Here is a 22301-nt window from a genome sequence, read left to right as displayed (position 1 = left end):
TTCCGTACCACTGACGTAACTGGCGCAATCCAATTACAAGACGGTACAGAAATGGTCATGCCTGGTGACAACGTTGAGATGAGCGTAGAGCTTATCCACCCAATCGCTATGGACAAAGGCCTACGTTTCGCTATCCGTGAAGGTGGCCGTACTGTAGGTGCTGGTGTGGTAGCTAACGTTAAAAACTAAGCGATACTGATCTCAGCGCAAGCTGACACCGAGTATTGAGTAGTGAAAAGCCATCCTTTATAGGGTGGCTTTTTTTGTGGGAGCTGTAGGGGTTATGAGGGTTTATTAAAAAGGGGGTGGCATGACTGTAATACATAATTTGTCAAAAGACACTCAAAACTTTAGGGAAGTGGTGCAAGCGGTAGCTGCTATCGAGTCTATCGTCCAGCCGCAGGATGCGTGGTCGTATCAGGCGATGATTGATTTGTTTGAGCAAGACAGTGTCCATCTACTGATCGCTTATGAATCAGCAGGGTTAGCAGAGTCGGCTGCAGTCGTGCAAGGTTACTGCTTGTATCAAAGCGTCTTTGAACAAGCAGAGATTTTACGCATTGGCACTCATCCTGATTATCAGCGCCGCGGGATTGCGTCGCAAATTTTTGCGCAGTTGCACCTAGCGCTGAGAGATAAACAAGTAGAGAGCCTGCTATTAGAGGTGCGAGCGGACAACACACCTGCGATTGCGTTATATAAGCAGCAAGGCTTTGAGATAATTCATCAGCGTAAAAACTATTACCAGCTAACCCAGAAGCCCGCTGTCGATGCCCTGATCATGCAGCTGACTTATAGTGATTTTAAATAATTGGTTCATGATTTTAAATGATGGGTAGATGATATGTAATGCGCTCGTTTAGCAATGCAGCCTTACAGGTCTGCGGGGGTTTTTCTTTTGCAAACGTCGACGTTGGGTTTGTAGTCACTGTCTGCTCTCATGCGCTCAAGCACCTCGATGCGCTCGGTGAGCAGCTCAACCATGACATTGATATTGGCTTGTTGTTTTTTTACTTGTGCCAGTTTTTGCTGTGTGAGGAGTAATTGTAGGTCGATGTCTAATTGGCCATCATAATAATCATTGAGGCTGTCTCTGATTTCGGTGAGCGTAAAACCGATGGCTTGCGCGCTTTTTATCAGCTCAATACGTTCAACACATTCAGGATGAAACTCAGTATATAGCCGTGAGCCTGCCTGACGCTTGCGCGATCTGAGCAGGCCTAGCTGGTCATAGTGACGGACCGTGTCTTTGGTGGTATTGGCTTTGGCAGCCAGTTTTCCAATTAACAAAAATGAGGTATCAAGTGCCATAATAATCTCAAAAGTGGGGCGCTATTTGCCGCTTTGCCAAGGGTGTGCTGTATCAAGCAGTGAGACTGCTAGCGGTTGGTGGGAGTCACTGTGCCAATGCTCAGCGCCACTTACGATCAAGCTATCTAACTGATGCAAAAAGTCAGCACGAGGTAAAGTGGTGGCGCCCAAGCTCATGAGGTGCTCGTTTGGCAATTGGCAATCGACCAGTGCAACCTGACTTTGCTCGCATAAACGCATTAAACCCCAAAACGCCATCTTGGATGCGTTTGACGCACGGTGAAACATCGATTCTCCAAAATAAATACCACCCAGCTTTAGACCATAAAGTCCCCCGATCAGTGTGTTGGTTTCGTCCCATACCTCGATACTATGGGCAAAGCCTTGGGCGTGTAGCTTGCCATAAGCGTCGATCATCTCTTGATGAATCCAAGTATGCTCGCCTTCAGGCAGGCCATTGCTACGCGGTAAGCTACAAGCATGGATGACTTCGTCAAACGCTTGATTGAGGGTGAGTTGCCAGCGCTCTTTTTTGGCCTGACGGCGCAATGACTTACTGGGTATATACTCAGCCGGCACCATGACGCAGCGTGGCTCAGGGCACCACCACGCGATAGGCTCGTCTTCATTAAACCAAGGAAACAGCCCCTGCGCATAAGCAGAGATGAGCGTTTCGGAGGCCAAATCACCACCCAGCGCCACAATGCCGATGCCATCAGGGTCGATGGTGGCGGGGTCGGGAAAGTCATAACGCCCAAGACTTTTTAGGGTCTCAGGCGTGATGGGGTTATGGTTTTGTTGCCAAAGATGACTCATTTAGGCTTCTTTATCAGCAGTCAATGTCGAGGCGTAGGTATGGTCAGAAGCATCTGCCTCACCGATGGCATCGAGATATTTTTCTGCATCAAGGGCGGCCATACAGCCGGTACCTGCTGAGGTAATGGCTTGACGATAGACGTGATCGGCGACATCACCTGCCGCAAATACCCCTTCGACACTGGTCTGGGTGGCGTTACCATTTAGGCCGCTATTGACGATAAGATAGCCGTCTTTCATAGCTAGCTGACCTTTGAACAAGTCGGTATTTGGCTTATGACCAATCGCCACAAACATACCCATGGCATCTAGGGTTTTGGTGCTGCCATCGACGGTAGATTCGATCACCACGCCATTGACACCCATGTCATCACCGACGACCTCACGGACCTGATGGTTCCATTCTATTTTGACATTACCATTTTTGGCTTTTTCAAACAGCTTGTCTTGCAGGATTTTCTCGGAGCGCAAGCTGTCGCGGCGATGCACCAAGGTCACCTCAGAGGCGATGTTTGATAGGTATAAAGCTTCTTCGACCGCGGTATTGCCGCCGCCGATGACCGCGACTTTTTGGTCTTTATAAAAGAAACCGTCACACGTAGCACAAGCAGATACGCCAAGACCTCTAAATTTGGTCTCTGACTCTAAGCCCAAATACTGCGCCGAAGCGCCCGTTGAGATGATAAGTGCATCACACGTGTAGCTGCCATTGTTACCGGTCAATTGAAACGGACGTTCGTTTAGATTGACGTCATTGATATGATCATAGACTAACTCGGTACCGAAACGCTCGGCATGTGTCTTCATACGTTCCATCAAAGCAGGCCCAGTCAAATCATACGCATCGCCTGGCCAGTTATCAACTTCTGTGGTGGTGGTCAGCTGTCCGCCAACTTCCATACCCGTGATCATGACAGGCTTTAGGTTGGCGCGCGCAGCATAGACAGCCGCGGCATAACCGGCAGGGCCTGAGCCTAAAATGATGAGCTTTTCGTGACGTGGAGCAGTAGTGTCAGTTGCCATGAGTTGTTCCTTGCTAAATATACGAATTAAAAATATACGAATTAAAAATGTAAGTTATAAATATAATAAAAGACGAATATCAAAAATGACTACAAATATGCTTCTTCTAATTGCTATGTGATAATAACATAAGGGCAGTTGGCAAAAAGTGCAAGTTTGCTAAAGCAAACATGGGTATCATTACAATCAAAGCATCAAACCCTTGAATTTTAGGGCGCTAAAGGTAGGCGCTAATCGGCCAAGTCTTTATCAAATCCGGTGTAATGGTGATGATAAAGGTGTATTGTTTTATTTTCTTAAGAAGACTGTCGCCACTGTCCCTATGTATTTGTTATTATAAGAAGTTATGCCAAGCGCAGTAAGGGCTAAGTAATCTTGTCATCTATTTTGATGACCGCGCTTATAATTGTTTTATACAAGTAGCCATTGCCGCTGTGCTCGGTATCTTGGTACAGGTTGATCGGTACCGTTTATGTCAGCACTTTATGCCAGCATGGTTAGCGTTAATCATGGGTTGGCGACCATTTAGTATTATTAACAAGGCAGATCTTACGTGATATCAGCACCGCTAATTGAGTATTTAAAAAAAGGAATATTTACCCTGCTTGGGTTAATACTGACCGTTTATCTGTTTGTCATTTTGATGACGTATACGGGTAATGACCCTAGCTGGTCGCATATCAGCAGCGATATGACCACGATCAACAATATGGGCGGTAAAACTGGTGCATGGTTGTCAGATTTGCTGTATCGGTTTTTTGGTTTTGGCGCGTGGTGGCTACTGGCGTTTATGGTCTATGAGTCCATTTTGATTTGGTGGGACAATAAGCCAACGTTTTGGCTGATGCGCTTGGTCGCCTATGTGTTTTTGTTATTGAGTGCCAGTGCGCTGTTTGCTCAATTGGTCGCGCTGGTGCAGCAGGTTGCAGATCCTGTGGCCACTGAACTAGAAGGCGTGGCGGGCGGTATCATCGGCCTTGAGCTTCAAGCCCGTTTGGCGCAGCTATTATCGCAGTGGGGGAGTGTGGTGTTTTTGACCGTGTTTGTCACTATCACCGCAACCTTTGCGTTTAATATTCACTGGCTGAGCATTTATCAAAAAATCACCGCGCTGGCTTGGCTTGGCTCAGGGGTCAAAAACAAAGAGGCGACCGCTGATGAGCAAGCGAGCAAGCAGTACAGCGCTGCTGGGTACAATGATGACCAACAGGCGCTCAAAACACCAGCAGCATCAGAGCACGAGCAGCTAGCATTAGAGCTGCCCACTGCTGATGCTACGGATGGCGCACAGTCTGCGGATAAAAGTGGCCGATTTGGCAATGTGTTGTCCGAGTTTTTGACCACATCAGGACTGGCTGATAGCGTCAAAGCTTCGGTGGCTGCCGCGACACAAGCTGCAAAAGCGACTACATCGCCTGACAGCGTAGCGTCGCCTGCCATGCCGACGCAGTCGAGCGCCGAGCCGAAAAGCCCCGTAGCCGTCGCCAAAAGTGGCGCGGTCAGTGCTAGCGATGTAGTCGCGACGGCCACCCCTGTGATGACTCGCAAAGTAGAGCCAAGCTTTGCATGGAATGATGCAAGCACGGTGGATGATTTGTTGGCCAGCGAGCAGGCGCACTACCATACCGATGATAGCTTTGTTGCTGATGATAGCTATGTTAATGGCGATAGCTATATGGCAGATACGACCGACGATATCTCTGAGACAGCATCTACCGTATCCGCCTCTTATGACAATAGTGATGAAACGCTAGATAATGAGGCGACCTCTGTAGCGTCAGCTATAGAGACTCCCGATACTGATGATACGGCAACTGACGATGTCGATACCTTGGCTGAGGCATGGCTGGCAGAACACGCAGAGACGCTCACCCCTGCTACTGCAGCAGTCGATGACATCATACATGATGTGTCCATGCCAGATGCTACCGCGCCCAGCTCCGTATCTATGGAGAGCCAGACAGCTGGTAGACCAGCGGCAGAGGCAAGAGAAGCAAGCGTATCACATAGCTCAGTGGTAGAGACTGTCGAGCCATCACTTAGCTCTGCATCTACCACGCAAGCCTCTGCTGTAGAGCCTACCTCAGAGGTTGCTACCTCTATCGCAGACACCGCGGATATGACCCCGACCAACACGCCGCCGGCCAACCCCAAACAAGCACCAACCGTGGAGGCGCTGACACCAGAAACACCTACCAAGTCTGCGGTGAGCTTTGCGGTGCCAGAGGGTGATAGTAGCAATCATATCACCGATATGATGCCAGATGATGATGGTGCAGAGGCGATGGCAGCTGTCATGCCAGATATCAGTGACGATGCCGCATTTAGTAAAAAGTCACGCTCAATGCAAACAGCGGCATATCGCAATAGCCTCACGCCGATACCTGAGATGTCTATCTTGGACAAGCCAGACCCTGACCGTAAGCCCAGCTATACCGTCGCAGAGCTTGAGCAGTTGTCTGAATTATTAGAGATTAAGCTGCAGGAGTTCAATGTTAAAGCAAGCGTGGTGAATGCCATACCAGGGCCGGTGGTGACCCGCTTTGAAGTCGAGTTGGCACCAGGCGTCAAAGCCAGTAAAGTCACGGGTATCTCGCGAGACTTGGCGCGCTCGCTATCGATGGCGTCTTTGCGTGTGGTCGAGGTGATACCAGGCAAGCCTTATATCGGTATCGAAGTACCCAATAAAAAACGCGAAATGGTGCGTCTGATAGAGCTGCTCAATACGGAAACATACAAAGACCCTAAAGCGCAAATCAGCATGGCGATGGGTAAAGATATCGGTGGCAATCCGATTATCACCGATCTTGCTCGTGCGCCGCACATGCTGGTCGCCGGTACCACAGGCTCTGGTAAGTCGGTACTGGTCAACTCCATGCTACTGTCGATGCTCCTCAAATATACCCCCAATGAGCTGCGCCTGATCTTGATTGACCCAAAGCAGCTTGAGCTTGCCAACTACAATGATATCCCGCATCTACTGACGCCAGTGGTCACCGACATGACCGAAGCGGCCAGTAGCCTTTCATGGTGCGTGGCGGAGATGGAGCGCCGCTATCAGCTCATGAGCCTGCTCAAGGTACGTAAGCTGGGCGAGTTTAACAAAAAAGTCGCCGCCGCCGAAAAAGCAGGCAAGCCTATCATCGATCCGCTATGGCGACCCAATGACAGCGTCAGTCTTGACCAAGCGCCTAAGCTTAAGACATTACCGATGATTGTGATTGTCGCAGATGAGTTTGCTGATATGATTATGCAGGTCGGTAAACAGGCTGAAGAGCTGATCACGCGGTTGGCACAAAAGTCACGCGCGGCTGGTATTCATTTGATGCTCGCCACTCAGCGCCCGTCAGTCGACGTCATTACCGGTTTGATCAAAGCCAATATTCCAGTGCGAGCCGCCCTCCGTGTGAACTCAAAGGTCGATTCGCGTACCATCTTGGATAGCGGCGGCGCAGAGGATATGCTGGGCAACGGTGATATGTTGTTTTTAGGACCAGGACAGATTGAGCCGGATCGTGTGCATGGCGCTTACGTCAGTGACGAAGAGGTCAACCGTGTCTGTGACGCATGGCGTGAGCGCGGCGCACCCGACTATATTGACAACATGGCGGGGAACTTTGAGCTATCCAGCCCTGGCGGCGGTAGTACTGGCAATGCATCGGGTGAAGACGACGACCTATACGATGAGGCGGTCGCCTTTATCATGGAAACGCGCAAAGTATCTGCCTCTAGTATTCAGCGTAAATTTAGCATCGGTTATAACCGCGCCGCTCGTATTGTCGACTCCATGGAGGAGGCTGGGCTGGTCAGCTCGATGGGCAAAAGCGGCAAGCGTGAGTTGTTGATGTGATGAACAGTGAGTTTGATTGAGTGATAAAAAGCGAGTTACAGTAAGTAGCTCGCTTTTTTTATGAGCGTTTGTAGCGCAGTCATGTTATTGGCAAAGCTGACCGCATAAAGCGGCACAGTGATAGGTATTAGCATCAAGCATAAATTCATGGTCTGGTATGAAATGAACACAGCAGTGTCGATAAGGTGGTTACTATTGAAGCGATGAAACCGATATACTAAAAGTGATCAATAACTTAAGAACAAGGAAGCTCGGTTATGTTTAAAGAATACACCCAGTATGATGCGATAGCGCTAGCGGCATTGGTCAATGCCGGAGAGGTCAGCGCCAGAGAGCTGCTGGATGCGGCTGTCTATCAAGCCAATAAGCTCAACCCTAAGCTAAATGCCATCATTCATCGTTTTGATGAGCGTGCCTATCACGCAGCGGCGCAAGGCCTACCGGCAGGCGCGTTTACAGGCGTGCCTTACTTGCTCAAAGATTTGTCATTTAGCTTTGAGGGAGAGCCTGTCACGATGGGCAGCCGTAGTGTCAATATTGTCTCAGAAAACGACAGCGAAATCGTCAAGCGTATGAAAGCCACTGGCGTCAATACCTTTGGCAAGACCAATACCCCTGAGTTTGGGTTGATCATCACCACCGAGCCCAAGGCGCATGGCGCAACGCATAATCCCTTTAAAAAAAGCTACAGTGCTGGTGGCTCCTCAGGCGGTAGTGCAGCGGCGGTGGCAAGCGGTATTGTACCGATGGCAGGCGCTGGTGATGGTGGCGGCTCGATACGCTTTCCTGCGGCGTGGTGCGGCGTGTTTGGCTTAAAGCCTAGCCGTGGCCGTAACCCCATGGGTCCGACATTTGGGGAGGGCTGGGAAGGCGCTGTCGCCGATCATGTGATTACCCGCTCCGTTCGCGATAGTGCCGCGATGCTCGATGCCACCAGTGGCGCTGAGATTGGCGCGCCCTTTATCATTGCGCCGCCAGAGGGGTCGTTTTTGCAGGCTGCGATGCGCGCACCGCGGCAGCTGACCATTGCGCTACATCAGCAGCCGCTGATCGCAGGTACGGTGGTGGACAAGGAAGTAATGGCGGTCCTTGAACAAACCGCCAAGCAGTTAGAGGCCATGGGGCATCGCGTGGTGCCTGCTGAGCCTAATATCAATATCGAGCAATTTTGGCATGATTTTATGGTTGTGGTGTGCGCCCATACAGCATTTACCATCGATAATATCGAGCGTGATTTTGGGCCACAGCATATCAAAAAACTAGAGCCGCAAACCTACAATATGGCGCTTTTGGGTCGTTCACTATCAGCGGTAGACTTGGCGCATGCCAAACACGGCTGGCATCACAGTCAATATCAGACAGGCTTATTACTAGAAGAGTACGACATGATCTTGTGTCCGACCGTACCGACACCAGCGGTCAAGCATGGCGTACTACCGCCTAGCCGTATGGATGAGATGCTGATGCGTAGCGCAGAGCTGCTCAATAAAGGCATAGATATGGGGAAATACGCCTTTAGCTCAGGCGTGATAGAAAAGCTGAGCCAGCCTGTGCTGAGTAAGATGGCTTTTACCTTACTAGGTAATGTCACAGGTTTGCCCGCGATGTCATTGCCGGTCGGCATGAGCAAAAAAGGCTTGCCGATTGGTATGCAGCTGATTGGACGGATGAATGATGAGGCGACGCTGTTGAGTATCGCAGGTGAGATGGAGCGTGCAGGGCTGTTTACGAAGTCAGCGTTTGAGAGGTAGCTTAAGCTATTCAAAACAACGTCGTCAAAACGCAGCAGCTAAGACACCTTATTAGTCGAAGCGATAAATATCCATACCTAAACTATGATGCGCCATACTTTGATGTACCACTGAGACGCGCTGGCCGGCACCCAAAGCAAAAAACAGCGGCAACAGATGCTCATCACTGGGATGGATGTCTTTATAATTGGGATAACGCTGCCAGTCAAGAGCGCTTGGAATGTCGGTTTTGAGCTGCTTGAGCAGCCATGTTTTAAAGCTATTGGCGCTCTGATCGATGCTGTCCGCCTCCCAGCGCAAGGCTTGCAAGTTATGAGTGATATTGCCTGAACCGATGATCAGTATCTGCTCATCACGCAAACGCGCCAGCTGCGCCCCTAACTGATAGCAGGCGACACTGTCATAATGCTGCGGCAAAGAAATCTGTACGATCGGGATAGTGGCCTCTGGATACAGATGCGTGAGCGGCGCCCAGACGCCGTGATCGGAGGCGCGCATGGGGTTTAGTCTGCAGGTAATACCGCGCGCGGTGAGCTGCTGCGCAAGTGACTCGGCAAGCAGCGGATGACCTGCGGCAGGGTATTGTATCTCATACAGCTCAGCGCCAAACCCAGAAAAATCATGCCAGGTCTTTGGCTGAGGGTTGCTGCTGATCTCAAGCTTTGCTGATTGCCAATGGGCCGACATAATAATGATGGCACGCGGCACAGGCAGGTTCTGACCGATACGCGCCAAGGCACTGGTCGTCGCTGACTGCTCTGTGGCTAGGCTTGGCGCGCCGTGCGAGACAAATAGCGCAGGCAGCTTTGCGTGCTTAGAGAGAGTAGAGGTATCGGGCCACGCATCAGCGGCACTAATGGGCGCTGACGTGTGGCTGCCTGATGGTTGCTGCTCGGCGCTCGGCGTAGTAGGAGTAGGTGCTGTGTTTTTTGGATGAGTCATGTAGCGTTTATTAGGGCTTGCAGCGATATTTCAATCCTGCCTGTCTGTTATCCTACCAAAAGCCTGATCTGTCTTGTGAGTATTTAGTTGCCACGATGATAGGGGTGGTTGTGATTGATGCTCATGGCGCGGTAGAGCTGCTCCATCAATACCACGCGTACCAGTGGATGCGGCAGTGTCAGCGCCGATAGTGACCATTTAACATCGGCCTTTGCCAACACTTCTGGCGACACGCCATCAGCGCCGCCAATGACCAGCGCGATATCATCGCCTTGCTGCATCGAGTCTGCCAGTTTTTCTGCCAGCCCTTCTGTCGAGAGCATTTTACCTTTGACATCTAGCACCCATAGTTGCTCGCGGCTGGATGCTTGGTGAGCGGCCAATATGGCTTGTCCTTCTTGCTCGCGGTACTGAGCGAGGTTGGCTTCAGAAGGGTTTTTTGCTCGTTTTGCTGCCGCTATCTCGACAATCTCAGTACTGAGCATGGGCTGAATACGTTTAAAGTACTCATCAAAACCAGTTTGTACCCATTTTGGCATCTTAGTGCCCACGGTCAAGATTCTTACCTTCATATGATGTACCACTTCGATAATTAAAAAATATAACAAAAGAGAATGTAACAAAAGAATTCTACGCTTAAGATATTGTAACAAACAAGCCTTTTACCTTGCTTTTTTTTGTGCTTTACTAGCGTTTGACAAACAGTTGTTCTTTCTATTTGTTTTTTAGTTCTCACTTATGTGACTACACATTCAGGTAGACCGTTTTTAACGAAAGGAGTCGTTCATGAACCGTATTACAGCAAGTACCCTCACCCTTATGGCAGGAGCTTTATTGTCCATATCTGCGCAAGCGGCCTCACTAGATGGTACGCAGTGGCAAACCATCGATGACAAAACAGGGGAGAAAAAAGCCATCATTCAGCTAAACGAAAGAGGTGGTAAGGTCTCAGGTAAAATTATTAAAGTGCTCGACAAAGAAAAGGCCAAAGCCGTCTGTACTAAATGTCCTGGTAATCTTAAAAACCAGCCAGTGGAAGGTTTGCAGATTTTGACCGGCCTCAAGGCAGAAGGCAGCAACCAATGGAGCGATGGTAAGTTGGTCGATCCTGAGTCTGGCAAAGTGTATTCAGGAAAAATCACCTTGAGTGACAATGGTCAAAGTCTTGATCTGCGCGGCTATGTCGGCACGCCACTGTTTGGCCGTTCACAGACGTGGCAACGCATCAAATAGAATGCTTACTGTACCATTCTCCTTAAAACCGGTCACCTCAAAACCCCTCACATCAAAGGCTTAATGGTTTGCGAGATAGTGCTCTCTGTACTTTGCGGGTCATCTGTAGGTTTGGGGATAATGGTCAGCTTGGCGTCAGACTCAAAGACCACCGCTTCGACATCATCGAAGTCGTTGATACCTTGAGAGCGCATCGCACATTCTATCTCTTGACGAGTCAGGCGCTCAGACCGCATGGCATCTGGCAAAAACTGACCTTGATAAAAGACGATACGCGGCTCTGATAAAATAAAGTTGCTAAACTGCGGTGATACCGAGGCGTATTTGGTGACCAAAAACTGCAACAGATAAAGCACCAATATCGAGGAGACCCCTTCGATAAACGGAATGTCCTTGAGCAAGATGGTACTGGCACCCAAAGACCCGATCATCACCGTGACGATCCAATCAAAGTTGTTGAGCTGCGAGGTGGAGCGTTTGCCTGAAGCTTTGGTCACCAGTACGATTAAGACGTACACCATGACGGTCGTCAACACGATACGGCCAAGCTTGTCTATATTGTCAAAAAAAATCATGTCCATAAAGCTAGCTCCTATTGAAAATACCAAAGCAAGTCGCTTAATACAGTAGGCGTTTACCTTAGCCTAACGGATTTTGTTCAGCAATAGAAAAAAACTTTGTAGCACCGTGTATAGTCAGCGTTTTTTTAAGTCACTCATATAGTCAACCCTAAATAAACTGACAGGCAAGATAGCATGTGCCACGCCGTTATATGTTACGGGTATTTATTTTGCATAGCATCTATCGGCGTAGGCTCAGCATGTCATCGTGCTTTAAGTGAACAGAGTCCTGTCGGGTCGTTTAGGGTTTTAAAACGTCTTATAGGGTTTTGGGCGCAGGATCGAGTAGGCGGTTAAATGCCCAGATGCTGATGCGCGCGCTGACCAGTGACAGCACCACGATCATCACTAGCGCAGAGAGTAAGGGTAATGGCTGCTGCTTGGTCATCGCCAGCAAAACCTCACGGCTGATATCGTCAAACAGCAAAAACCATAACGCTAAAAAATACAGTCCCGTCAATAGCCAGACGACCATGATACCGCCCAGCATCAAGCGGTTTATTTCGTCTTTGTAAAGAGCGCGCTGCTGATGTTTAACAAACTTGCTGACTGCGATATAGGCGGCAAGGATGATGGATAGGACGGTGACCAGCTGTGCATTTAATGCCAGTTTGGTCTGAATCAGCATAAATAGGGCGCTGGCCAGTACATAACCGATCGCAAAGTATCCAATGTATGGCGGCAGCTGAGGCTGAGTGCTCGCGCGTGTCGTGACCAGTCCGTGAGGGGCGGTAGCGGGGCTGGATTTATTGAGATTGGTGGTTTTGCGTGACATAAGCGCGCCTTATTCAGATAAAAAAGAGAGTCGCCGTATTAGTGCTGCGCGGTCCAGTCCAGCATCGCATCGAGTACGGGTCTTGCCGTATAAGCATTGAGCGCTTGCTCGCTATTGATGATACCCACGACCACATAGTCTTGCCCCGATAGGCCTTTGACATAGCCTGCCATGGAGGTAACGTTGTTGAGCGTACCTGTCTTAATCCAAGCGCGGCCAATGGCGGCTGACTCAGGCAAGCGGGCACTGTGCGCGCTAATGGTGCCACTGACACCAGCGATACCGAGCGAGTTGACATAAGCGTCAAAATTTGGGTGATCGTAGGCGTAGGTTAGCAGCTCGTTTAGGTTGGCCGCGGTGATCGTGCAGTCACGGCACAGGCCTGAGCCGTTGGTCAGATACGGCGCAGGCGTGTCTAGGTGGTGTTGCCACCACTGGTTGATGGTCTGTAGGGCTACCGGATAGTTGGTGGTCGCAGGTCTGCCAAACTGATAGAGACTCGTCTTGTTGCCTTCTGCTTTTTCTTGTCCTTTTGGCTTGCTCACGGCAGTCTGAGTGGTTGTAGCAATGTCAGCCGCGGTCGTCTTAATTTCAGATGGCGGGGCGTAAGCGGCAATGGATAATGCCACTTGCTCAGTCATGACGTTGTTTGAAAAATGGTTGATGTCGTGGATTTGCTGAGCCAAGTTTAACGACGGATAGCTGACCTGTGGCAGCGGTGAAATCGGTAGCGCGCGCAAACCTGTTTTTGGCTGTTTATGAGATGACGCATTATAAGGCGTCTCGCGGCTGATTACATCGCCTGTCAGGGTATTGCCCAGTGCTTGCCATTTGGCCTTTATTACCCGCGCGGCAAAGTCTTTGGCATCAGGATAAGCCACATAAAATGCGTGCTCTTGGCAGCTATTTGGCAAGTTTTGATGAAACACCAGCTGGCTGGCTTGCCATACTGGCGCAAGGCTATAGCGCGCCTGTCCACAGCTCGCTGAGCGAGTGGCTATGGTGGTGGGCAGTCGATAATCGGCCAGCTGCGGCGTGTAGGTGAGTCGCGCGCGGTCAGTGTCCAGCGGATAGCTTTTGATACTGATGGTACTAAAATTGACCAAAAAACCATCAGGGCTTGCGTTATAAGGACGCAATGGTGCGTTGTCAAAGGCGGCAGGGTCTTTGCCCACCTTATCAAACACTGTGCTGTCGACGATGATATCACCGTCGATATGACGAATACCTGAGGCTTGCACGTGATAGAGCAGCTGCTGTAGGCGCTCGTGCGTCATTTTTGGGTCGCCGCTGCCTTGTAGCACCAAGTCGCCATACAGGCGCTCGCCGATGATCACGCCAGTATGATAGACGCGGGTATGCCAGACAAAATCCGCACCAAGCGTATCTAGCGCGATAAAGCTCGGCACCAGCTTCATGGTGCTGGCAGGGGTGCGCGCTACCTGAGCTTGATGACTCAGTAAGGGTGAAAAAGCTATCTTGGTCGTTGTATGTGCGGTGCTTTTTTGCTCGACACCCGCGCCGTCATTGACGCTACTATCGTCGGTGCTACTGTCTTGGCTTGTTTGCATCTTGGTATTTGGCCACTTGGCCTCTGACGGTAGGGTAGGAATGCTCTCTAAGCTTTGATAAGTAGAAGGGTCGTCGGTATAAGCGTGTAGCTGCCGCTCATACTTTTGGATGGTTTGTTTTTCTATCGTCACAAGCGTGCTTTGGTAACTGGCAGCGTTGTTTGAGCGCTCTGCTGGATGCTGGCTGTCGGTGACTTTGATAGGCGCTGGTAAGTGACTGGCGTTTTTGTCGCCCACTGGTGTGATGACGATACTGATGTCGGCGGCGCTCAAGTCTGCACGTGACAATGCGGTTTGGATGGCCTCTGGTAGCGCCGCTTGGGCAACAAGCGGTGCCGTCAGCGCAGTGGCCAATAATGCTTGTCTGACCAAGTGCCTGACAAAGCGCCTGCCAAGTCGATGCAGTCGTAACGGTGCAACCGCAGCGTGCGGCGACGTATCAAAGGCAGAAGGCTTGTCATGATAATGGGGGGTGGAGGTGGATTGCATGAGTATCATTCATCAGGTGGCAAAAATAGCCTATGGTATCATGAGTTCCGCTTTTCGCGTAGATGGGGCGTGTTGATTATCAAGGGCATGTATCAGTCTCGCGCATTCATGCAGGGTATTTATTTTCTGTAGGGTCTTGCCGTATCGGCGATAGCTGATGGCACGCTCTAGCGCACATGCAAAAACGCCATGGCGGTCATGGTGGCATCATTATAGGCATCATGAGCGCCCAAGTCAGGAATCTGATAATGCGCTAAGATATTGGTCAGCCACTGCGCTTGGCTGGAGAGCCCTTGGGTTTGACCACTCATACGCCGACTGTATAAGTGCCGAATATCGATGACTTTATTGGGCAAGGTGGTGCCCATGTAGTCTTTTACCAATGGATTTAAAAATGCCATATCGAGCTGCGGACAAAACCCTACAATCGGACGGTTACCGATAAAGGGCAATAGCCGCGCTAGCATCTCATCATAGCTCATACCATGCTCGACATCAGCGGTACGTAGTCCATGGATCACGATGGTGTCGCGGTCAGGCATGACGGGCGGGCGACAGACCAGATGGATACCGTTGCCCGTATCGATGCTAGACCCATCGATATGAATAGCGGCCACCGATAGCAGGTGGTGCTTTTTGGGGTTTAGCCCCGTCATCTCACAGTCGAGTGCCACCCACCGCTCAGCGGCAGGCTGATCAAACATCGCCGTCAGCTCAGGACGCTGCAGCTGCATTTTTTGCCATTTGCATGATAGTTGGGTCAGCCAGCTCATATTCTGTACTCTATCTTTGCTGTTTGCGCCGCTCTAGGCAATCTCTAATTGATAATGCTGCCGCAGCTGGTTTTTAAAGCTTTTGACAACGGCCAAACACTCTTTTAATAAATCACGCTCAAGCGCGGTTAGCGTCATGGGGTTGACCTGCCGTGCATGTTTGTCATCGGTTGAGAGCGCCACAGAGAGCCGCTGCGCCATAAAAAACTCCAGCGCCTCTAACAATGTGTCAGCCCGCTCTTGGGTCAATGCGCCCACCTTGACCAAGGCCTTTAGGCGGTTTTTACTGCTAGGGACGGCCAAGATATCGTTTTCTAGAGCGAGGGCGCGAATACCGTGTACTAACGGAAAAATCCCTGCTTTTTTTAGATCGATATTTTGCGAGGCGCTTTTACCTGCTAATAATGGTACAAACTTTTGCCACCATTGATTGATATCACCAAACTGTAGCGCTGCCCGCGCAAACTGGCGCACAAACATAGGGTCTGAGCGTCGATGCGCGGCCTTGAGGTGCTGACGAACGTGCTGCAAGAGCGTCTCATCACCGCAGACATATTCGCCATCGAGAATGGCAGACAAGTAGATGGCGTGCATGGGATCGGTGTTTTTAAACCATGAGCTGATTTGAGCATTAAACTGTTGTAATGGCTGTCGCCACATCGGGTTGGTCATCATGATATTGCCGTCACATAGCGGATAGCCAAGTCGCGCCAGCTGCTCATTAAAGCGCGCCGCAAACTGCGGCAAATCCGGATGAGTATAGCCATCACGGATGATCAGTGCATTGTCTTGGTCGGTGCGCATGATTTGCTCGCCGCGGCCCTCGGAGCCCATGACGATAAGACAGGTGTGACTCATCACCTCATCAGGGACGAGCAGTTGCCATAGCTTGGTAAATACCTGAGCGTTCAAGGTCTGTACCATGCGGCTGATGTTACCGATTTTTACCCCGTTTTGATGCTGGGCACGGATATAGCGTCCTATCCTCTCGACGGCTGTGCCCAAACTGCCAAAATCTTGGGCTTGCTCGATTTGAATACTGATGAGCTGCGAGTGGTGGCTGATATGCGCGAGCATGTCGCTTTGGCCAAGCACACCTGCTACCGCACCATGGTGATTGATGACAGGCAAGCGATGAATACGGTAACGCGTCATGGTCAGCAGCGCATCACCGATCTCATCGCTCGCCTTGATGGTACGTAGATTAAAGTTAGCATAACGCTGGCATGGCGTGGTGGTAAGGTCTCGCTGCTCACTGACCGCGCGGCAAATATCGCTATCGGTCAAGATACCCAGTGTCGCATCGATGCCATGTTGTGCGTTTGCGATGGCCAGTCGATGCGTAGGTGCTCGCACCAGTACGTGCTTTAATCCAGCATCTGTCATCGTGCGCGCCGCTTCATGTAAGCTGGTATCAGCATCGACGATATGTACAGGCAGTAAACGGACATCGATGACCGGCTGCAGCATGATCTGCTGTACTTCTTGCTGATCATCGTAGGCGGCATGGACAGCAGGTTTATGATTGCGGCGCTGCTGCAGGGCTTTTAGCCGCTCAGGCAGTTTGTCGGAGAGCATTTGCCGCACCAGGTGATTTTGTGCGCTGATTTTATCGACCGCTGCACCCTTAACTTGTAGCAGTAACGTGTCCTCGGTGGCGCGAAACTGATAACGCTGTCTGTCTTCGTCCGTCAGCTGCGCGTCTGAGGCCGCTGATAGCTGCGGTGTGTTGGAGGACTCAGGCAAGCGGCGGCTGTCAAACCAGTCGTTGTTATTGGGCTCATCTGAGTGATTGCTACCCAAGTAGGCCGCGACAAAATGACCTGCCAATAACTGCTCAATCTGGCCTTTGATGACCACATATAAGTATGACATCTCGTCTGCAGGTAGGCTTTCGTCTTTGGCAAGGTAGCGGATTTTGGTGTGTTTTCTGATGCTTTGGCGCTCAGCCAAGCTCAGCACATCAAAAGGCGGCTGGGTAAAATCAAGATGGGGCATGGCATCATCCTTGATGGCATCGTTGCGACAGTCTATTTTACTATAGCACTATTTAACCAAAAAACCTTTAATAACCAGTATCCCATCATGGTTATTAAAGGGTGTTGATGGTTATAAAAACAGCCGCTCTGTGTATCACTCAGGCTAAGGAGAATGGATCTGCTTGCCGGTTTTACACCTCAAGTAACGCCCGAATACGGCGGATGGCTTCGCGGCTTTCTTCTACACTGGCCACCAGCGCGATACGCACATAGCCCTGACCGGGGTTGTGTCCAGCGACCTCACGCGACAGATAGCGCCCTGCTAAGGCGTGGATATTGGCCTGCTCATATAGCGCTTTGACAAAGACTTCATCATCGCCATCGAACTGCTCAGGGACTTTGACCCAAAAGTAAAAGCCAGCCTCAGGCATACGTAGCGATAACACATCGCCAAGCTCTGCCATCCATAGCGAAAATTTTTCTTGATACAGCGCGCGGTTGTGCGCCACGTGTTTTTCGTCTTGCCACGCGGCGATAGAGGCCAGCTGATGCGGTATTGGCATCGCACAGCCTTGATAGGTGCGATATTGCAAATAGGCCTGCAAAATCTCAGCGTCGCCAGCGACAAACCCTGAGCGTAAGCCCGGTAGGTTGGAGCGCTTGGATAACGAGTGAAAGACGATACTGTTTTTAAAATCATGTCGCCCGAGCGCGGCGCACGCTTGTAGTAGACCTATCGGTGCTGTATCAAAATACAGCTCGCTATAGCACTCGTCGCTGGCGATGATAAACCCGTACTGATCTGACAAACGCAGCAGATATTCCCAATCCTCCATCGTCATCACCGAGCCTGTCGGGTTGTTGGGGCTACAGACAAAAAGTAGCTGCGTGCGCGCCCACACATCTGTTGGCACCGCCCGATAGTTACCCTTAAAATCATTATCTGCAGTACAAGGCACAAAATACGGCGTCGCCTGCGCCAATATCGCCGCACCCTCATAGATCTGATAAAACGGATTGGGCATGACGACAGTCGGTTGTGCGCCAGTTGCTGGTTGTGCGTCATCACACTGATGATCGATGACCGCTTGTACGATGCTAAAAATCGCTTCACGCGTGCCCATTACAGGCAGCACTTGGGTGCGAGGATCGACATGATGCAAAAAGAACCGCCCCTCCAACCAATGCGCGATGGTCTGACGAAGCTCAAACAGACCATTGGTGCTCGGATAAAGGCTTATTTTGTCCAAGTTTTCGTGTAATGCGTCCAAGACGAAGCTAGGTGGCTGATGTTTTGGCTCACCGATGCCTAGTTTTATCGCACTGTAATGAGGGTCTGGCGTGCTATCAGCCAACAAAGCAGCCATCTTGGCAAAAGGATACGGATGTAGGTGTGTTATGTTGTGATTCATAGGTAGGGTAACTATAATAGACAATTAATAATAAAGTTATAAAAAAAAATTACATTTGGGCAGTGTAGCACTTCTCATATTTTTTGTCTTTTGCTTCTCTTGTCTATAAAGACGCATTTATTGATAACTTATTCATAATAAAAAACAGCGGTCGGCGCGATATGTTGGCTGATAGTAAGGGTAATTTGATATGTCTAGTGTCCTAAATAATGACCAACTTCACGCTAAAGATATCAATAATGACGTTGATAATAGTGTAACGCGTGTCAAATTATACGAGCTGCTACAAGAGCGAGAGCAGTGCTGGTGGCAGACGCGTCAGAATTTGATTAACCTAAAAGAGCGGCAAGTGTTTTGGTATGGCGAAAACAGCCTGATGATGTGGCTGATGTGGCAGTTGGTCAGCTATGTGCTGGTGGCTATGACGCTGATGCTGCTGAGCCGATTTTTAGACCTCTCGCTACCGCTCTGGCAGTATGCGGGGTTGTTTGTCATTCAGACGGCGATATTTGTCGTCATCTTGATGAGTAAGGGGAGACTCGCCAACAAGCTGCAACAAAAAATCGATAATGACGAGCTGCTCCGCGAGCAGGCGCTCAACGAGATGGCGATACTGGCAGAAGACTGTTTGTACCCTGATGTGCATGCCAAGTCGCCTATTTCGTTAGAGCAGCTGTATGAGGCGTTAGATGGGCGCTTTCATTTAGCCAGCTTACAATGCTTGCTACAAAAGGAGGTCGATGCGGGGCGCTTGATATTGACGCAGACGCAAGTGGAGGCGGAGATTTTGCCACTAGAGCTGGCCGATGATGAGCTAAAAGAGCATGCTCGTGAGATGGTATATAAAAGTACCTTATAAGTGACTCTATAGCGATAAGCCCCATCAATGTATCATCAATGATGGGGCTTGTTTTTACGGAACAGTAGCGGGGTTTACGATAGGTTTTAGGCTGGCCACTTTATCCTCTACTCGTGTCTTTTGGAGCTGTCAGGCTGGCAAGTAGCGCAGCTTTTAAGGCGCTTAGTCTATCAGTGGACAGCGGCTCATCGTTTTGATCACTGATATAAAACATGTCTTCTGCGCGCTCGCCTAACGTGGTAATACGGGCGGCGTGCACTTCTATTTTTTCTTGCAAAAACACCTGTCCAACGCGCGCCAGCAGCCCCGGCTGATCTAAAGTCTCTAGGCTCATGATATGCTGATCTGAGGCGTCATTAAACTCAAAACTAATCTCTGTTTTTACCTCAAAATGACGCAGCTGCCTAGGAATGCGTTTATGCACCAGCTTTGGTAAGGCAGGGGCTTTAAAGGCGTCAATCAGTCGCTGCTTGAGCTCTTGCTGGCTGTCTTCATCGACCAGTAGCGTACCACTTGGATCGAGCAGCACATAGGAATCCAAGGCAAAGTCGCGAGTGGCGGTGATGATGCGCGCATCGAGCACATCTAGGTTCATCTGATCAAAGACGGCCATGGTCACAGCAAACAGATTCATCTGATCTTGGGTGTAGACAAAGACTTGAACGGCATCAAGCGCCAGCTCGCGATGCTCGCGCAATACCACCAGTGGCGGGCTATCGGCATTGGATGCCAGACCGATGGGTGGATGGTTTAGGATGGCTTCGGTGTGCCAAAGGATATCCTCTGGTATCTCGCGCAAAAAGTACTCATCGCCCAGATCGTCCCACAGACGTAACACTTCCTCGCGGTTCATATGCTGATTGTCGACATTGTCGAGCATCTTTAGCGCTTGCTTACGCGTGGCGCTGATCATATCTTGGCGGTTGGTCGGCGCGTCGATATCGGCGCGTAGGATACGGCGTGTCTGCGAGTAGAGCTGTTTCATCAGGGTCGCCCGCCAGCTGTTCCAGAGCTGCGGATTGGTGGCGTTCATGTCGGCGACAGTCAGGACGTATAAGTGATTGAGGTGGGTGACATTGCCGACCAAATCCGCAAACACTGTGACCACCTCTGGGTCTGAGATGTCCTTTTTTTGGGCGGTCATCGACATCAGTAAATGGTGACGGGTCAGCCAGCCGACCAGATGCGCGTCGGCTTTGCTCATACCGTGCGCCAAACAAAACTCAATTGCTTCTGTCTCACCCAGCAGGCTGTGATTGCCGCCGCGACCTTTGGCAATATCATGAAACATCGCTGCCAGTACCAATATCTCTTTGCGCTCAATCCGCTGAAAAATCGCACTGACCAAAGGAAAGTCCTCAAAAAACCGCGGATCGGTAAAGCGGTGCAAAATACGAATCAAAAACAACGTATGAGCATCGACCGTATAGCGGTGAAATAGATCATACTGCATCAGTCCGGTGACTTGGGCAAAGGCTGGAATGTAATTCCCCAAGACGCCATAGCGGTTCATGGTGCGCAGACGATGGAACAAATAGTTTTGTTCTTTTAAGTTGGCCAAAAACAGCGCTTGATGGGTAGGGTTGTCGCGATAAATCTGATCAATGCCGCGCGCGGCGATTTTTAGTGCGCGCAGCGTGTGGGTACGGACATTTTTAATACCGTACTGACCCATGAGTAAAAACATCTCTAAAATCGACTCAGGATGCTGAGCAAACACCCGATGATGCGCCATCGCGATTTGGTCACCGACTTGGTTAAAGCGGGCGTTGATGAGGTGCTTTTTTGGCCGTTCGTCATCGGGCAGTTGCGGCTCGATAATGGTTTCATAATAGTGGTTGGTCAACATCTCAGAGAGTGTCGATATTTGCATGGCGCAGCGATAATAGTCGCGCATAAAACGCTCGACGGCAGCATTGGGCTGATCATCAGGCTGCATCTCATACCCCATCATCTGTGCGACCTCGCGCTGATAGTCAAACAACAGCTTGTTTTCATTGCGGCCTGTGAGCACATGCAGATAATGACGGATTTGCCACAGATAGCCCTCAGCGAAGCTTAACTCGTCAAACTCCTTTTCGGTCAAAAAGTTTTGTTGTACCAAGTCATAGAGCTTGCCCACGCGAAAATACCGTTTGGTCACCCAGCCGATGATATGGATATCCCGTAGCCCGCCAGGCGCGGTCTTGATATTGGGCTCCAGATTATATTCGGTGGCATTGTGCTGGAGATGGCGCGCCATTGCTTCTTGGGTTTTTACCTCAAAAAAATCACGCGGCGACCAGCATTTATTGACGATTTGGGTAGGAACGTCTTGTAAAGCGTCGTTGCCGACCAGTAGCCGCGCCTCTAACATCGCACTGGCGATAGTATGATCGGCAGCAGCTTCTAGGCCATCATTGACACTGCGTACCGACAACGCAGGCTCAAGGCCGACATCCCACAGTAGCGCCACCAGATTGTCGATCTTGCCACTGGCATCGGTGTCGACTTCCTCAAACGACAACAGCAGTATGTCGACATCTGAGTACAGCGACAGCTCACCGCGTCCATAACCACCTGTCGCAAACAGGGCCAAATCCGTCTTATCCAGCTCAAACCAATAAAACAAAGCAATCAGTAGCTCATCAATCGCTTCGCTACGCGCGCCAACCAGCTGACGAATATTGACACCGCGCTCAAGGGCACGGCTGATATCCTCATTGATTTGGCTCAGCCATTCAGGAATACCCAACAAAGCAGGCTCTGAGGTGCTATCGGCGCTGGCGCGTGCTGTCATCGCATCGGTAGTCACTGACTGCTTGGAAAATAGGGGTAAGGGTGTCAAATCGATAGAGGTGACATCGCAAGTAAACATGAGGATATCCAATTAACAGGGTAAAAAAATTGTTGATACC

18 protein-coding genes are annotated in these 22301 nt (G+C 50.3%); 6 read left to right on the top strand and 12 right to left on the bottom strand.

The window, feature by feature from the left end; genetic code table 11:
• A partial coding sequence (locus J3491_RS04645; RefSeq protein WP_481133191.1) for an EF-Tu C-terminal domain-related protein occupies positions 1-189 on the top strand: 189 nt, incomplete at its 5' end.
• Positions 190-310: 121 nt separating this feature from the next.
• A complete protein-coding gene (gene rimI / locus J3491_RS04640; protein ID WP_075102584.1) occupies positions 311-811 on the top strand; it encodes a ribosomal protein S18-alanine N-acetyltransferase in 501 nt (166 codons plus the stop codon).
• Between the two features lie 62 nt (positions 812-873).
• Here rimI and J3491_RS04635 read toward each other — a convergent pair whose 3' ends face one another.
• From J3491_RS04635 to trxB, 3 genes are read right to left on the bottom strand one after another with little or no spacing between them, the layout of a single operon-like run.
• Positions 874-1311, bottom strand: a complete 438-nt coding sequence (locus tag J3491_RS04635; protein ID WP_075102583.1) for a MerR family transcriptional regulator — start codon at positions 1309-1311, stop codon at positions 874-876.
• 21 nt (positions 1312-1332) lie between these two features.
• Positions 1333-2127: a leucyl/phenylalanyl-tRNA--protein transferase gene (aat, locus tag J3491_RS04630; protein ID WP_207969343.1), complete on the bottom strand. Its 795-nt coding sequence runs from the start codon at positions 2125-2127 to the stop codon at positions 1333-1335.
• Positions 2128-3150 carry a thioredoxin-disulfide reductase gene (gene trxB, locus J3491_RS04625; protein WP_207969342.1) on the bottom strand — a complete coding sequence of 341 codons (1023 nt, stop codon included), beginning with the start codon at positions 3148-3150 and terminating at the stop codon, positions 2128-2130.
• Between the two features lie 553 nt (positions 3151-3703).
• Here trxB and J3491_RS04620 point away from each other — a divergent pair.
• Together J3491_RS04620 and J3491_RS04615 are read left to right on the top strand one after the other, a co-directional pair.
• Positions 3704-7000 carry a DNA translocase FtsK 4TM domain-containing protein gene (locus J3491_RS04620; protein WP_207969341.1) on the top strand — a complete coding sequence of 1099 codons (3297 nt, stop codon included), beginning with the start codon at positions 3704-3706 and terminating at the stop codon, positions 6998-7000.
• 257 nt (positions 7001-7257) lie between these two features.
• Positions 7258-8751: an amidase gene (locus J3491_RS04615; protein ID WP_207969340.1), complete on the top strand. Its 1494-nt coding sequence runs from the start codon at positions 7258-7260 to the stop codon at positions 8749-8751.
• 51 nt (positions 8752-8802) lie between these two features.
• Here J3491_RS04615 and J3491_RS04610 read toward each other — a convergent pair whose 3' ends face one another.
• Together J3491_RS04610 and rlmH are read right to left on the bottom strand one after the other, a co-directional pair.
• Positions 8803-9693, bottom strand: a complete 891-nt coding sequence (locus tag J3491_RS04610; RefSeq protein WP_100749043.1) for a DODA-type extradiol aromatic ring-opening family dioxygenase — start codon at positions 9691-9693, stop codon at positions 8803-8805.
• Positions 9694-9776: 83 nt separating this feature from the next.
• Complete coding sequence (gene rlmH, locus J3491_RS04605) at positions 9777-10265, bottom strand: 23S rRNA (pseudouridine(1915)-N(3))-methyltransferase RlmH (RefSeq protein ID WP_075102579.1); 489 nt, start codon at positions 10263-10265, stop codon at positions 9777-9779.
• A gap of 214 nt (positions 10266-10479) precedes the next feature.
• Between rlmH and J3491_RS04600 the strand changes: the two genes are divergently transcribed.
• Entirely contained in the window at positions 10480-10926 is a 447-nt protein-coding gene (locus J3491_RS04600) for a DUF2147 domain-containing protein (protein WP_100749044.1), read from the top strand.
• Positions 10927-10973: 47 nt separating this feature from the next.
• Here J3491_RS04600 and J3491_RS04595 read toward each other — a convergent pair whose 3' ends face one another.
• The 6 genes from J3491_RS04595 to dapC form a co-directional block, all read right to left on the bottom strand.
• A complete protein-coding gene (locus J3491_RS04595) occupies positions 10974-11507 on the bottom strand; it encodes a DUF421 domain-containing protein (RefSeq protein WP_100749045.1) in 534 nt (177 codons plus the stop codon).
• A 298-nt stretch (positions 11508-11805) separates the two neighbouring features.
• On the bottom strand, positions 11806-12321 hold the full coding sequence (locus tag J3491_RS04590) for an ABZJ_00895 family protein (RefSeq protein ID WP_100749046.1): 516 nt from the start codon (positions 12319-12321) through the stop codon (positions 11806-11808).
• Between the two features lie 38 nt (positions 12322-12359).
• The gene (locus J3491_RS04585; protein ID WP_243456123.1) at positions 12360-14381 is read right to left on the bottom strand and encodes a D-alanyl-D-alanine carboxypeptidase/D-alanyl-D-alanine-endopeptidase; all 2022 of its coding nucleotides are present in this window, start codon (positions 14379-14381) and stop codon (positions 12360-12362) included.
• A 167-nt stretch (positions 14382-14548) separates the two neighbouring features.
• Complete coding sequence (locus J3491_RS04580; RefSeq protein WP_207969338.1) at positions 14549-15154, bottom strand: 3'-5' exonuclease; 606 nt, start codon at positions 15152-15154, stop codon at positions 14549-14551.
• 33 nt (positions 15155-15187) lie between these two features.
• Entirely contained in the window at positions 15188-17152 is a 1965-nt protein-coding gene (locus tag J3491_RS04575; protein WP_207969337.1) for a DUF294 nucleotidyltransferase-like domain-containing protein, read from the bottom strand.
• A 172-nt stretch (positions 17153-17324) separates the two neighbouring features.
• Positions 17325-18545, bottom strand: coding sequence for a succinyldiaminopimelate transaminase (gene dapC / locus J3491_RS04570; RefSeq protein ID WP_100749050.1), 1221 nt, complete (start codon positions 18543-18545; stop codon positions 17325-17327).
• Positions 18546-18735: 190 nt separating this feature from the next.
• Between dapC and J3491_RS04565 the strand changes: the two genes are divergently transcribed.
• Positions 18736-19404 (top strand): hypothetical protein, encoded by a 669-nt coding sequence (locus J3491_RS04565; protein WP_207969336.1) that lies wholly within the window; start codon positions 18736-18738, stop codon positions 19402-19404.
• Positions 19405-19504: 100 nt separating this feature from the next.
• On the opposite strand, the gene glnD is transcribed toward J3491_RS04565, so the two are convergent.
• Positions 19505-22261: a [protein-PII] uridylyltransferase gene (glnD, locus tag J3491_RS04560; protein ID WP_100749052.1), complete on the bottom strand. Its 2757-nt coding sequence runs from the start codon at positions 22259-22261 to the stop codon at positions 19505-19507.
• Positions 22262-22301: the final 40 nt, after the last annotated feature.

It is taken from the genome of Psychrobacter halodurans (assembly GCF_017498075.1).
Taxonomy (GTDB): domain Bacteria; phylum Pseudomonadota; class Gammaproteobacteria; order Pseudomonadales; family Moraxellaceae; genus Psychrobacter; species Psychrobacter celer.
This window is presented reverse-complemented; position numbering and strand designations above follow the sequence as displayed.

Excerpts from the sequence above, each read along its gene's own strand:
- J3491_RS04610 (WP_100749043.1), bottom strand. The coding sequence starts at position 9,693 with ATGACTCATCCAAAAAACACAGCACCTACTCCTACTACGCCGAGCGCC.
- glnD (WP_100749052.1), bottom strand. The coding sequence starts at position 22,261 with ATGTTTACTTGCGATGTCACCTCTATCGATTTGACACCCTTACCCCTA.
- trxB (WP_207969342.1), bottom strand. The coding sequence starts at position 3,150 with ATGGCAACTGACACTACTGCTCCACGTCACGAAAAGCTCATCATTTTA.
- rimI (WP_075102584.1), top strand. The coding sequence starts at position 311 with ATGACTGTAATACATAATTTGTCAAAAGACACTCAAAACTTTAGGGAA.
- J3491_RS04635 (WP_075102583.1), bottom strand. The coding sequence starts at position 1,311 with ATGGCACTTGATACCTCATTTTTGTTAATTGGAAAACTGGCTGCCAAA.
- J3491_RS04565 (WP_207969336.1), top strand. The coding sequence starts at position 18,736 with ATGTCTAGTGTCCTAAATAATGACCAACTTCACGCTAAAGATATCAAT.
- J3491_RS04595 (WP_100749045.1), bottom strand. The coding sequence starts at position 11,507 with ATGGACATGATTTTTTTTGACAATATAGACAAGCTTGGCCGTATCGTG.
- J3491_RS04600 (WP_100749044.1), top strand. The coding sequence starts at position 10,480 with ATGAACCGTATTACAGCAAGTACCCTCACCCTTATGGCAGGAGCTTTA.
- J3491_RS04575 (WP_207969337.1), bottom strand. The coding sequence starts at position 17,152 with ATGCCCCATCTTGATTTTACCCAGCCGCCTTTTGATGTGCTGAGCTTG.
- J3491_RS04615 (WP_207969340.1), top strand. The coding sequence starts at position 7,258 with ATGTTTAAAGAATACACCCAGTATGATGCGATAGCGCTAGCGGCATTG.
- aat (WP_207969343.1), bottom strand. The coding sequence starts at position 2,127 with ATGAGTCATCTTTGGCAACAAAACCATAACCCCATCACGCCTGAGACC.
- dapC (WP_100749050.1), bottom strand. The coding sequence starts at position 18,545 with ATGAATCACAACATAACACACCTACATCCGTATCCTTTTGCCAAGATG.
- J3491_RS04580 (WP_207969338.1), bottom strand. The coding sequence starts at position 15,154 with ATGAGCTGGCTGACCCAACTATCATGCAAATGGCAAAAAATGCAGCTG.
- J3491_RS04590 (WP_100749046.1), bottom strand. The coding sequence starts at position 12,321 with ATGTCACGCAAAACCACCAATCTCAATAAATCCAGCCCCGCTACCGCC.
- J3491_RS04585 (WP_243456123.1), bottom strand. The coding sequence starts at position 14,381 with ATGCAATCCACCTCCACCCCCCATTATCATGACAAGCCTTCTGCCTTT.
- rlmH (WP_075102579.1), bottom strand. The coding sequence starts at position 10,265 with ATGAAGGTAAGAATCTTGACCGTGGGCACTAAGATGCCAAAATGGGTA.